The organism is Microbispora sp. CA-102843, from assembly GCF_050936215.1.
In the GTDB taxonomy this organism is placed as follows: domain Bacteria; phylum Actinomycetota; class Actinomycetes; order Streptosporangiales; family Streptosporangiaceae; genus Microbispora.
Window position 1 is genome coordinate 9,240,568 of the sequence record NZ_JBNJNF010000001.1, and the last position, 13,276, is coordinate 9,253,843.

General features: G+C 72.1%; 7 protein-coding genes. 3 read left to right on the top strand and 4 right to left on the bottom strand.

The window, feature by feature from the left end:
- Window positions 1-1,539 (bottom strand): PP2C family protein-serine/threonine phosphatase, encoded by a 1,539-nt coding sequence (locus ACQEVJ_RS43100; RefSeq protein ID WP_433110988.1) that lies wholly within the window; start codon window positions 1,537-1,539, stop codon window positions 1-3.
- Window positions 1,540-1,692: 153 nt separating this feature from the next.
- Here ACQEVJ_RS43100 and ACQEVJ_RS43105 point away from each other — a divergent pair, with 153 nt between their 5' ends.
- Window positions 1,693-5,904 (top strand): HAMP domain-containing protein, encoded by a 4,212-nt coding sequence (locus ACQEVJ_RS43105; RefSeq protein WP_433110990.1) that lies wholly within the window; start codon window positions 1,693-1,695, stop codon window positions 5,902-5,904.
- A gap of 3 nt (window positions 5,905-5,907) precedes the next feature.
- Window positions 5,908-6,534, top strand: coding sequence for a response regulator (locus ACQEVJ_RS43110; RefSeq protein WP_433110992.1), 627 nt, complete (start codon window positions 5,908-5,910; stop codon window positions 6,532-6,534).
- A gap of 228 nt (window positions 6,535-6,762) precedes the next feature.
- Here the strand turns inward: ACQEVJ_RS43110 and ACQEVJ_RS43115 are convergent, their stop codons facing one another.
- Both ACQEVJ_RS43115 and ACQEVJ_RS43120 read right to left on the bottom strand, forming a co-directional pair.
- A complete protein-coding gene (locus ACQEVJ_RS43115) occupies window positions 6,763-8,325 on the bottom strand; it encodes an NYN domain-containing protein (protein WP_433110994.1) in 1,563 nt (520 codons plus the stop codon).
- A gap of 225 nt (window positions 8,326-8,550) precedes the next feature.
- Entirely contained in the window at window positions 8,551-12,054 is a 3,504-nt protein-coding gene (locus tag ACQEVJ_RS43120; protein ID WP_433110996.1) for a sigma factor, read from the bottom strand.
- 161 nt (window positions 12,055-12,215) lie between these two features.
- Between ACQEVJ_RS43120 and ACQEVJ_RS43125 the strand changes: the two genes are divergently transcribed.
- Window positions 12,216-12,773: an orotate phosphoribosyltransferase gene (locus tag ACQEVJ_RS43125; RefSeq protein ID WP_433110998.1), complete on the top strand. Its 558-nt coding sequence runs from the start codon at window positions 12,216-12,218 to the stop codon at window positions 12,771-12,773.
- On the opposite strand, the gene ACQEVJ_RS43130 is transcribed toward ACQEVJ_RS43125, so the two are convergent.
- The gene (locus ACQEVJ_RS43130; RefSeq protein ID WP_433111000.1) at window positions 12,730-13,194 is read right to left on the bottom strand and encodes a hypothetical protein; all 465 of its coding nucleotides are present in this window, start codon (window positions 13,192-13,194) and stop codon (window positions 12,730-12,732) included. The two genes, ACQEVJ_RS43125 and ACQEVJ_RS43130, sit on opposite strands and share 44 nt — an antisense overlap.
- Between the last annotated feature and the right edge of the window lie 82 nt (window positions 13,195-13,276).

Here is a 13,276-nt window from a genome sequence, read left to right on the forward strand (position 1 = left end):
CTAGGGCGCGCGCAGCACGAGGATGGCCAGGTCGTCGGCGCTCGGCGCGGGCGCGAAGTCCTGCACGGCGCGGCGGATGCGCTCGGCCACCGCGCGGGCGGACAGGTCGGCGCACTCCGCCAGCAGCTTGGCCAGGCCGCCGTCGTCGTCGAGCAGCCGGTCGCCCGACCGCCGCTCGGTCACCCCGTCGGTCACGCCCAGCAGCACGTCACCGGGGGTGAGCCGCAGGCTGTCCTCCTGGAACTTCGCCTCGGGGAACACCCCGAGCAGCGACTGCGGCGACGCGACGACCTCGACGAGGCCGTTCGGCCGCAGCCGCAGGGCCTCCGGATGCCCGGCCGAGACGAGGCGGATGTCGAGCCCCTCCGGCACGACCGTGATCTGGCCGTGCAGCAGCGTCAGGAAACGGGCGCGCTCCCCCTCTTCCAGGATCGCCTGGTTGAGTCGGCCCACGACGGCGGCCACGCCGTACCCCTCGCGGGCGAGCAGCCGGAGGGTGTGACGGGCCAGCCCGGTGACCGCGGCGGCCTCGGGCCCGGTGCCGCAGACGTCGCCGATCGCGAAGCGCCAGACCCCGTCCGCGATCGGGAACAGGTCGTAGAAGTCGCCGCCGACCTCGTTGGTCTCCCCGGCCGGCTCGTAGATGACGTGGAAGTCGAGTCCGGGGGTCGTGGGCTCGTCGGGCGGCAGGAGGCTGCGCTGGAGCGCCCGGTTGGCCGCCGCCTGCTGCGCGTACAGGCGGGCGTTGTCGAGCGCGAGCGCCGCGCGCCGGCTGAGGTCCTCGGCGATCTGCATGGCCTCGTCGGGGAAGCGGTCGCGCCGGCCCAGGCACATCACGCCGAGCCGCCGCCCCCGCGCGGTCAACGGGTAGGCCAGCGCCTGCCAGTCGGCCATCGGCAGCACGGCGGGGTCGTCGTCCGCCGGCAGCGCGATCTCCTCCAGCTCGTCGCGCATGGCGTCGATCTGGGTCTCGTCCGCGTGCCAGAGGTAGGCGGGCCGCAACTCCCCCAGCCCGTCCTGGTCGGTGTAGACGGCGCACCAGCTCGCCAGGCGCGGCACCACGATCTGCGCGATGATCGCCGGGACCATATCCGGGTTGAGCGTGCCCGCGAGCAGATCGCTCGCGTCCGCGAGGAAGCCCAGCCAGCCCGGGCCGTGCGCGGCCTCCAGCAGCCACTCGTCGCTCTGCACCGGCTCCCCGCCCGGCAGTTCGAGGCGGGCCCAGCGGGTGCGCAGCGACGAGGTGAACGTGACGCCCCACGTGATGGCGTCGGCCGGCGGCCCGAAGTCCTGGCCGTCCGTCTTCTCCCGCACCTCCACCTGGATGGATTCGCCGTGGTGGAGCCACACGACCTCGAAGGGCGCACCGGCCGTCTCAGCGACCAGTTCGCCCACCAGGCGCTCGGCCTCGGGGAACACGGACATCGCGGCCCACGCCGTCATCACCTCGCGCGTGAACCGCTTCACTTCGGGTACGGCCGTCTCGCCCGGCGTGAAGGACGCCGCCAGGACGGCTCGTGGGGTAGTTGTCACCACCATTGTGCTTACCACACTTCCGCCTGACCTCGGGTCAAGCAAGGGGGCCCCGCACCCCACGGAACGTGACAGACTGGCATGGAGTCCGCGGCTGGACAGGCCGTACGAGGCCCTACGCCTTGGTCGCGTCAGCCCCGTCGGGGTAAAGGAGGCTAAATGTCGCCCGCCAACGCCGAGCTGGCCGGGACCGAACGGGTCTACCGCGAATCCGATCTCGTCCCCTTCTTGGAGACGCTTATCACATGGCGCGACGGCGACTTCCGCCGCCGAGTCTCCCACGCCCCGCCGGGAATCCTCAGCGAGATCCGGCTGCTGCTCAACGAGGTGGCGGACCGGCGCGAACACCTGGCCAACGAGCTGGCCCGGGTGCGCCGCGAGATCGTCAAGGAGGGCCGTTTCACCGAACGGCTGAGCCCCGGGCCGGGCGTCGGCGCGTGGGCCGAGAGCGTGGGCTCGGTCAACGACCTCATCGACGCCATCGTCACGCCGGTCAGCGGCGCCGCGGACGTCATCGACGCGGTGGCCAAGGGCGACCTGTCCCGCCGGATCGACGTGGACCGCGCGGCCCGGGGTGAGGTACGCCGGCTGGGTAAGGCCATCAACGGCATGGTCGACCAGCTCTCGCTGTTCACCTCGGAAGTGACGCGGGTCACCCGCGACCTCGGCACCGAGGGCAAGCTGGGCGGCCGGGCCAACCTGCGCGGCATGTCGGGAAGCTGGCGCGACCTCACCGAGGCCGTCAACACGATGTCCGACCGCGTCTCCGCGCAGGTCCGCGACATCGCCGAGGTGACGACCGGGGTCGCCCGCGGCGACCTGAGCCGCAAGGTCACCGTCGACGCCGTCGGCGAGATGCTGGAGCTGAAGCACACCGTCAACACGATGGTCGACCAGCTCTCCGCGTTCGCCGAGGAGGTCACCCGGGTGGCCCGCGAGGTCGGCACCGAGGGCAAGCTGGGCGGCCAGGCGCAGGTGCGCGGCGTGTCGGGCGTCTGGAAGGACCTCACCGACAACGTCAACTTCATGGCCAACAACCTGACCTCACAGGTGCGGCAGATCGCCGTCGTCTCCACCGCCGTGGCCAAGGGCGACCTGTCCAGGAAGATCACGGTGGACGCCCAGGGCGAGATCCTGGAGCTCAAGGAGACCCTCAACACGATGGTCGACCAGCTCTCGGCGTTCGCCGACGAGGTGACCCGGGTGGCCCGCGAGGTGGGCACGGAGGGCCAGCTGGGCGGGCGCGCCGAGGTGAAGGGCGTGTCGGGCGTCTGGAAGGACCTCACCGACAACGTCAACTCGATGGCCAACAACCTGACCTACCAGGTGCGCAACATCGCCCAGGTCACCACCGCCGTCGCCAACGGCGACTTCACCCGCAAGATCGACGTCGACGCCCAGGGCGAGATGCTCGAACTCAAGAGCACCATGAACACCATGGTCGACCAGCTGTCGTCCTTCGCCTCCGAGGTGACCCGCGTCGCCCGCGAGGTCGGCACCGAGGGACGGCTGGGCGGCCAGGCGCAGGTGCGCGGGGTGTCGGGCATCTGGAAGGACCTCACCGACAACGTCAACTTCATGGCGAACAACCTGACGTCGCAGATCCGTCAGATCGCCGTCGTCTCCACCGCCGTCGCGCAGGGCAACCTGTCCAAGAAGATCACCGTGGACGCCCAGGGCGAGATCCTGGAGCTCAAGGACACGATGAACACCATGGTGGACCAGCTGTCCGCCTTCGCCGACGAGGTGACCCGCGTCGCCCGCGAGGTCGGCACAGAGGGACGGCTGGGCGGCCAGGCGCGCGTCCCCGGCGTTTCGGGCGTCTGGAAGGACCTCACCGACAACGTCAACTCGATGGCGAACAACTTCACCTACCAGGTGCGCAACATCGCCCAGGTCACCACCGCCGTCGCCAACGGCGACCTGACCCGCAAGATCGACGTCGACGCCCAGGGCGAGATCCTCGAACTCAAGAGCACCATGAACACCATGGTCGACCAGCTGTCGTCCTTCGCCTCCGAGGTGACCCGCGTCGCCCGCGAGGTCGGCTCGGAGGGCCAGCTCGGCGGCCAGGCCCGTGTCGAGGGCGTCGAGGGCACCTGGAAGCGGCTCACCGAGAGCGTGAACGAGCTGGCCGGCAACCTGACCACCCAGGTGCGCGCGATCGCCGAGGTGACCAGCGCGGTCGCCAGGGGCGATCTCACCCGGTCGATCACCGTGGAGGCGCCGGGCGAGCTGGCCCAGCTGAAGGACAACATCAACACGATGGTCGCCACCCTGCGCGAGACGACCAGGACCAACCAGGAGCAGGACTGGCTCAAGTCCAACCTGGCCAGGATCTCGCGCCTGATGCAGGGCCACCGCGACCTGATGGAGGTGGCGCGGCTGATCATGAGCGAGCTCACCCCGCTCGTCTCGGCCAGCCACGGCGCCTGCTACCTCTACGACGGCGGCCGGCTCAACCTCATCGCCGGGTACGGCATCCAGCCGGGCTCGTCCCCCAAGCCGAGCTTCGAGCTGGGCGAGGGGATCATCGGCCAGGCCGCGCTGGAGGCCGAGCAGATCATCCTGGAGGACGTGCCGGTCGACTCGATCACGGTCGAGACGGGGCTCAGCCGGTCGAATCCGGCGCAGATCGTCGTCATGCCGATCCTGTTCGAGAACAAGGTGCTCGGCGTCCTGGAGATGGCCTCGTTCAGGCAGTTCAGCGAGGTGCACCTGGCGTTCCTCACCCAGCTCGTGGAGACCATCGGCGTCACGATCAACACGATCATGGCCAACTCCCGGACCGAGGACCTGCTCACCGAGTCGCAGCGGCTCGCGATCGAGCTGCAGGAGCGCTCCGACGAGCTCCAGCGCCAGCAGGAGGAGCTGCGCCGGTCCAACGCCGAACTTGAGGACAAGGCGGCGCTGCTGGCCAAGCAGAACCGTGCCATCGAGATCCAGAACTTCCAGATCGAGCAGGCCCGGCGGACGCTGGAGGAGCGGGCCGAGCAGCTCGCGGTGTCCTCGCGCTACAAGTCCGAGTTCCTGGCGAACATGTCCCACGAGCTGCGCACCCCACTGAACAGCCTGCTCGTGCTCGCCAAGCTGCTGACGGAGAACACCGAGGGCAACCTGACCTCGCAACAGGTCGAGTTCGCCCGGACGATCCACGACGCCGGATCGGCGCTGCTCCAGCTGATCAACGACATCCTCGACCTGACCAAGGTCGAGGCGGGCCGCATGGACATCCACCCGCAGACGATGTCGCTGTCCGCGCTGGTCGACTATATGGAGGCCACCTTCGCACCGCTCGCGCAGGACAAGGGCCTGTCGTTCGCGGTCGAGGTCGATCCCTCAGTGCCCAACGACCTGCGCAGCGACGAGCAGCGGCTCCAGCAGGTGCTGCGCAACCTGCTGTCCAACGCGGTGAAGTTCACCCACGAGGGCGAGGTCAGGCTGGAAGTCACGCGCGCGCCCGCCGACGTGCCGTACGTGGACGAGAAGCTGCAGGGCTCGCAGGAGGACATGCTGGCCTTCAGGGTCGTGGACACCGGCATCGGCATCGCGCCGGACAAGCTCGAAGTGATCTTCGAGCAGTTCCGTCAGGCCGACGGCACGACCAGCCGCAAGTACGGCGGCACCGGCCTCGGCCTGTCGATCTGCCGGGAGATCGCCCGCCTCCTCGGCGGTGAGATCCACGTCCAGAGCGCGCCCGGAGAGGGCAGCACCTTCACGCTGTATCTGCCCCTGGACTACTCGGGGCCGCTCGCCGCCCCCGACGGCGGCGCGATCGCGACGCCCGTGGAGCCGGAGGGCCGCGACAGCGAGGTGCCCGACCTGCACATCAAGGACATCCTCCCGGAGATCCCTCTCCCGACCGACCTGCCCGTCCCCCAGTACGCGCCGCTGGTGGACGGCCGTGACTGGCAGGGGGACGACCCGCTGTCCGGAGCCAAGATCCTCATCGTGGACGACGACATCCGCAACGTCTTCGCGCTGACCAGCGTGCTGGAGCGGCACGGCTCGACCGTCGTGTACGCCGAGAACGGCCGCGAGGGGATCGAGCAGCTCGAACGCAACGAGGACGTGGCGCTCGTGCTGATGGACATCATGATGCCCGAGATGGACGGCTGGGCCACGACCTCGGCGATCCGCACGATGCCGCAGTTCGCCGACCTGCCGATCATCGCGTTGACGGCGAAGGTCATGCGGGGAGACCGCGAGAGGAGCATCTCGTCGGGTGCCTCCGATTACGTGCCCAAGCCGGTCGACGTCGACCGGCTGCTCGAACGGCTGCGCGGATGGCTCATGCGCGGCCGCAGCGGGAGCACAGAACGAACGAGGGGCGTGCCGTCCCCCGAGTCCCGAGACTCCCAGGAGGCCTGATCGATGCATGACCGCGCCAGGGTCCTGCTGGTCGACGACCGCGAGGAGAACCTGATCGCCCTGGAGGCGATCCTCAGCTCTCTGGACGTCGCGCCCGTGCGGGCCCGGTCCGGAGAGGAGGCACTGAAGGCCCTCCTGTCGACCGACTTCGCTCTGATCCTGCTCGACGTGCGCATGCCGGGCATGGACGGCTTCGAGACAGCCGCGCACATCAAACGAAGAGAGCGCACCAGGAACATCCCGATCATCTTCCTGACCGTGGTCGACAGCGCCCCCGACTACGCCTTCCGGGGGTACGCCGCCGGGGCCGTGGACTACCTCACAAAACCGTTCGACCCCTGGGTGCTGCGCGCCAAGGTCGCCGTGTTCGTGGAGCTCTACACGATGAACCGGCGGCTCACCGAGCAGGCGGTGCTGCTGCGCGAACGCCTGTCGAACGAGCTGCCGGGCGGCGGCGACCACACCTCCGTGCTGGCCGAACTGGCCGGCCGCGTCACCGCTATCGAGGACGAGCTGCGGCGGGTGCGGGAACTGTCGGACAAGTCCGGGGATCCGCCCTTGAACGGCGCCGTCGCCGAGCTGAGCGAGCGCGTCGCCCACCTGCGGGCCGGTTTCGACGCCCTCGGCTGACACCGCGCCCGCGGCCCGTTCAGACGTGGCCGGGTTGGGGCCGATTGCGGGCCGTGTGACGTCACTGCCCGCAACAGAACTGTGCGGCGCGGCACGTATCGGTGGGACGTCGCTGCGCCGGGCGGAAGCTCCGGTTCTCGCGAAGCCCGCTCCGCTGGGCTTCGCTGCGGTCCTCCCGCCCGCTCCGCTCCTCCCCGCCTTACCCCGGTCGGAGCACGGACGGCCGGGTCAGCGGCGGGCGCGCTCCAGGGCGTCCCAGAAGCCGCGGCGCAGGGCGTGCCGGACCTCGTCGTGCAGCAGGAAGTCGATCGGCAGCGAGGACCCCTGCAGCAGGCGGGCCTCGAGATCGGACGGCATCCGGGGCTTGCGGGCGAGCACGGCTTCCAGCCACAGCGCGGGGGCGTCCCTGGCGACCGACTCGCCGAAGTCGTGGCCCTCCTTGTGCGCCGCCTTCACCGCCTCGGCGAGCGTCGTGGTGCCTCCCGTCTGGACCGGCACCGGCGCGGGCTGCGGACCCGTGTACGGCCCCAGCTGGGAGGGCGAGTAGCCGGTGGGGCCGGAGCCGTACTGGCTCTGCGCCGGGCTGCTCGGCGGCGTCTGGACTCCCGAGGGCGGCGACGGCGGTGACGGTGGCGACGGCGGCGGGGTGGACGCCGGTGGAGCCGGCAGCGGAGGGCTCACGGGCGGCTGCGCCTGGCGCTGCTGCTGGGACGGCTGGCCGGGCGGCTGCTGTGACTCCGGCGAGTAGCCGTTGTAGACCGGCGGGGACGGCTGCGCGGGAAGGGCCGGACGCGCGTGGGCGGCGGACGACCGCCCGCCGCTGTGTGCCCCAGTGCCGTGCGAGCCAGTGCCGTGCGAGCCCGTGCCGTGCGAGCCCGTGCCGGGGGTGCCGCTTCCGGGGGTGCCGCTTCCAGGGCTGCCGGCGCCGTGCGATCCGTCGCTGTGGGTGCCCGTGCCGGGTGTCCCCGTGGCGTGCGGTTGGGTGACGTTCGACGTCGCTCCGGAAGCACCCAGGTCGTGCGGCGCGCCCTGCGACGGGGTGCCGTGCGATCCCGTCGCCGGGGTCGCCCCACCATGGAGGCCGGTGGCGTGGCTCCCCTGCGACTGGGCGCCGTTCTGCTGCATCCCGTTCTGCTGGGAGCCGTTCTGCTGGGAGCCGTTGAGGTGGGTCCCGTTGGACAGCGAACCGTTTCCGTGGGGGACGAGGCTGTTGCTGTGGGCCTGGCCGTTGCCGAGGCCGGGGCCCGGGTCCGTCCCGGTGAGCATCGTGACGTACGGCCGGAGATGGCCGCTCGCCATCTCGACGAGGTCGTCGCACTCCTGCCGCAGGGTGCGCGCCGCCGCCCAGGTGGCGTCGGTGGCGATCTGCATCACGGTCACGCGGATGCCGAGGTCCTGCGCGTCGCTCACCACCTGGGTGAGGTCCTCGTCGCCGCTGACCACGACCGCGTCGCAGACCGCGTTGTTGCGCGCCAGGGTCATGAGGTCGCGGTGGACCTGGGCGTCCACGCCCTCCCGTCGGCCCGGCCGGATCCGGCCGAGACGGAGCTTGAGCCCGGGGATGTCCGCCAGCACGTCGTGCTCCGGCGTACGGCGGCCCTCGATGGTCGCCTCGTACCAGTAGCACCGCAGAAGCGGCAGGCCCGTCCGCTCTCGTGACAGGTTTGTCAGGAACTGCAGCAGGCCCGGATAGTCCCAGGAGACGGCCTCGCGATGGCGGGTCCCATGGACGGCCATCGCGCCGTCTGCCAGCAAGTAGCCGGCGTCAACGAACAGCGCGCAGCGATCCACGCGACACCGCCCTTCCTACGTGGCTCTCTCAGGGTAGTCAAGCGTGTCTTCCCGCGAGGGTGATTCCCGGCGATTCAGCCCTCGCCCGCCTGGTGGGGGGCATCGGGACACCCACAACCCTGGGATCGGAAGCGTTCACGCCGACCGTACCAGTTTGTCCAGGTATCGCCCCCAACCAATTTGTTATAGAAAACATGCGAGGGAGACATCCACGAGGGGAGGATGTCAAGACCAGGTTCTTGCGCTCACGACCGCGACGCCGAAGAAGACGGGATCGCGCCGGGTGGCGAGCTGGAGTGCGGGGTGGGGTCCCAGGAGGGCGTGGAGCGTGTCGACCGCGACGCCTCCGGCGTCTCCTCGGTCCAGGGCACCCGCCTGGCTCCGGTCCCCCCGGTCCCCGTCAGCGCGATCACTCATGGTGACGACGCCCGCCCTGACCCCCTCGCCGTTCCACACCATCAGGTCGATCCGCGCGGGCGCGCCGTCCGGGGCGAGGCCGTCGAGGGGGAGCCGCAGCGCCTTGTCCTCGCTCCCGACGACCGCCGCGGCGTCCAGGACCACGGCCCGCGTATACGGCTGCCGCTCGTCCTCGGCCATCACCACCAGGCCCCAGGCCGCGTGCCGGACCGTTCCCGTACGCGCCGGGGCGCCCGCGACCCACCAGCGGCCCCCGCCCGCCTTACGGACGAGAGAGGTCACATCGGTGAACGCCTGATAACCGGACCCGCTGGGCAGATTCCGCCGGGCGACCTCGGCGGCGTGGAGGGTCGTGTATCCCGGCGTCCCCGGAGCGCGCACCCGGATGTCCTCCGCGGGAACTATCCCCCGGCCGCCTCCCGACCAGTAGAGGCCCGCCCACAGCACCTGGCCTCCGGCGGGCAGGTCGAGATCGGCGCAGCTGGACGTACGCGTCGAGGGGTCCCCGTCGAGGTCGACCGGCACGCTCACGCCCGAGTCCCGGTCCCGGCCGCCCTCGGCGGCTCCGCAGGGAGCGGCCGGCGCGGCGGAGCTCACGAGCGCGTTGCCGACGACCCGGGCGGCGAGGCGGCCGTCCGCCGCGAAGCGGGCCGCCGCACCCGAGGCGCGCACCCCCACGGTCGATTCGGCGGTGGTCTCCAGCCGCCCCGACCGAACCCGTACGGTGAAGGCCCGTCCCGTGGGCGCGTCCGCGGCCACGGCCACCTTCAGGAAGATCGCCGTCACCTCACCGGCGGCGAGCGGTCCCCTGACGCACCGCACCAGACGGCCCGACGCCTCACACGACCAGCCGTCGCCCGCGCCGCTTCCCCTCCGCGCGCGTTCCGCACGCCCGCCCGTCGCACGCCCCTGACCGGCGCCGTCGCTCCCCTCGCGGTCCTCCCGCACGGCACCGTTCTGCCCCACGATGCCCGGCTTCGCCTCGTGGCCCTGCCGCGTACCGCCGCCCGCCGCGCGGCCCCGGCCTCCGCGCCCGTCCTGGTCCAGGTAGCGGACGCCGGGCGGGAGGGTCACCGTCGCGGCGACTTCTCCGGTGGCCGCGTCGCCCGCGTTGCGCAGCCGTACGGCGACGAGCCCGGACTGGCCGCGCAGCAGGGCGCCGAGCGGATCGACGGCGGCGGCGAGCGCCTCCTTCGCCTTCCTCCCGCTCCCCAGGGCCTTCTGGGCTCCGGTGTCGCTCCGGCCCGATCGGGCATGCTCACGGGCCTCACGGCCGCGCCCCTGGGCCTGCGGGCGGCCCTGCTCACCGCCCGGCCGCACAAGTGGGGCGCGATCGGTGGCCGGCCGACCGGCCTGCGCGCCGCCCTGGACGATGCCGTGAACGCCGCCCTGTGTGCGGGCCTGGGCGCGGGCCTGAGCGCGACGGTCCTGGTAGGGGTGCGGGGAGAGCCGGCCTCGCACCCGTTGCCGCTCTGGAGCCGAGGCCCCTGAGGCGTCCGCGTGGAGGGAGTCCTGACCGCGACCGGCGAGGACGGTAGTCGTATCCGGCTCGCTCATCGGACGCCTGCCCGCCTGTCCTCCGCCGTCCTGCCCGGCACCCGTGAGACGGCCGCGCTCGCGGCCGGCACCCGTGCGCTCTCCGCCTTCACGGCTCTGGGCACCGGAGGCCACGGCTCGTCCCTCGTGGCGACGGGGGGCCGGACGGTCATCCCCCGCCCGGCCGGCGCCGGGCAGCGCTCCCGTGGCTTCCTGTGCCGTGGCTTCCTCTGCCCTGGACTCCTCCCGAGGCGACTGCCGATCGGCACCAGGCGTGACCCTGCCGGCGATCTCGGGCATGCCGAGCGCGATGCCCGCGCTCGGGGCGTCGTCACGGCTCCCGGCCGCCGAATCGTCCGCGGTCTCCGGCGTCGGGGTGCTCACGGCCGTCCGGGATGTCTGGGCGCTCGGCCTCGGCGGGTCGTACGGCGGCGGGGTTCCCGCCGGTCCGCCGTGGCCGGCGGCGGCCCGCGAACGCGAGGCGGCGCTGTCCGTGGGCCGCGGGCCGTCCAGGGCCCGCGTCCCGTCCTGTCCTCCCGAGCTGCCGGTGAAGAGCACGCCCGTCGGCTGGGCGACGAGCAGGAAGGCGGCCGTCGCGAGGCCGGCCACGGCGATGCCTCCCAGCACCGCGCGATGCGGCGTCGGCACGCTCCGCAGCAGTGCGGACAGCCGCGCCAGCGCCGCCCGCGCCCGGGCGAACGCCGCCCGCGGCACCGCACCCACCTTCGCGCACGCGCGCCGGGTCGTCGTCCGGGCCCTGCCGTACGCCCCGCGCAGCAGCGCGTCCGCCCGTCCGCGCGCACGCCCCGCCGGGCCCGTCCCGCCCTGGGCGGCCCGAACGGCCCCCCGCACGCGGCGGTCCGCGCGGCTCGTCAACGCCCCCATGTGATGGCGTACGGCTGCCAGCCGCGCCCGCGCCCCGCCGCCCACTCTGCCGCCTACCCTGCCACCCGTCCGGCCGTTCGGTCCGCGGCCGCTCGTGCCGCTCGTCCTGCCGCCGCCGTACGGCCGTGAGCCCGTGGCGGTCGTGGTGGCGAGGTCGGCGAGGTAGTCGTCCACGGCCGGCCCGGCGACGAGCTGGCCGACGACGGCCCGCAGTTCCTGCGTGAGATCGACCATCTGGAGGAAGACCGACCGGCAGTCGATGCACTCGGCCACGTGGGCGTCGACCGCGCCGGCCTCCTGCTTGGGCAGGCCGTTCTCGACATAACGAAGGATCATGGACAGGATCGGCCGGCACTCGGCACGGGGGCCGTTCTCCAGGTGCAGCCGCAGGTGCGCCTCCCGCAGCCCCTGGCGGGCCCTCCGAGTGAGATAGGCCGCGGCCCTGCCCGGCAGGCCGAGCAGCGGGGCCGCGTCGGCGGGCCTGCCGCCCTCGATCTCCACGTGCCACAGCAGCATGCGCCAGCGTTCCGGCAGCGAGCGGTATGCCCGGGCGAGCGGCGAGCGCTCCAGCCCCGCGAGTTCGGGGTCCACGTAGAGGGAGTCTCCGTCGGCCAGATCGACCACCCCGGCGGCGGCGTAGCGGCGCAGCGACGCGAGGAGATAGGGCCGGAACGCGGAGGAGGGGCCGCCGCCTCGCCGCACCGCCTCGAGCACTCTCGCGAAGGTCTCGACGAGGAGGTCCTCGACCGCGTCCTCGCTCTGCACCACCTGCCGGGCCAGAGACCGCGCGGCGGCCGAGTGCCGCCGGTAGAGCGTCCCGAAGGCCGCCGTGTCGCCTCCCCGCACGGCCTCAAGCAGTTCCATGTCGGTGTGCCGGACTTCTCTACGCATTGCGACCTCGCGATTACGATGAGTTGCACGGCGATACATTCCGCAGTCCATGTCCTGGCTAAACCGCTGGAGCCTCTTTACTCTCAGTAGTCATCGCACGCCACGTCCGGTCGCCCGGCCCGTACGGCCCGCACCTCGTGACCGGCCGTACGCTGAGCCTCATGAGTGACCGCGAGAGACTGCTTGACGAGATCAAGAACAAGGGCATCGTGCACGGACGGGTGGTGCTGTCCTCCGGCAAGGAGGCCGACTGGTACGTGGACCTGCGCCGCATCACCCTGGACGGCGTGGCGGCGCCGCTGGTGGGCCGCGTGATGCTGGACCTCACCGAGGATCTGGGCTACGAGGCGGTCGGCGGTCTCACGCTGGGCGCCGACCCGGTGGCGACGTCGATGCTGCACGCCGCGGCGGCCCGCGGCCGAACGCTCGACGCGTTCGTGGTGCGCAAGGCGGGCAAGGCCCACGGCCTGCAGCGCAGGATCGAGGGTCCGGACGTCGCCGGACGCCGGGTGCTCGCGGTGGAGGACACCACTACGACGGGCGGGTCCGTGCTCACCGCCGTGGAGGCGTTGCGCGAGGCCGGCGCGCAGGTCGTGGGGATCGCGACGATCGTGCACCGGGGCGGCGACGAGGCGCTGGCCGCCACCGGCGTGCCGTACCGCTCCGCCTACTCGCTCACTGATCTGTCGCTTGCTGATCCGCGGATCGCTTCACACTGAACGCCTGCCGCTCACCGGCCGGCCCGGGGGACCTGGCGGTTCCGTTCTCGAAGACCTCCACCGTGCTCGCGTCGTCGAGGACGACGTCGAGTTCGGGCTGGAAGTAGGACGCCTGCTCGCCCCGGGCCAGGTCCCGGTCGATGAGCACGTCGCCGCCGGGCACCCGGACGAACACGGGACACAGGTCGGCCTGGCAGACCACGCGGACGGTGGGCACGCGGGGCGGGGAGGACTCGGCGGAAGGCTCGGCGGAGGACTGCGCCGACGGGGTGGAGGACGCGCCCGCGGCGGGCTCCTCCGAGCCGAACGTGGACAGCAGCGCTCTCGCGCCGACCACGATGACGGCGAGCAGCAGCACGACCACCAGACCGACCAGCGCCAGCCTGGCGATGCCGAGGGGATCAGACCTGTGGCGTCCCACAATCGGGAGAGTAGCGGGTGTGAGGCATATCTCAGTACTGACCGGTCACTTCTTGTACGTCAGCACTTTCCCGCAGGTCATC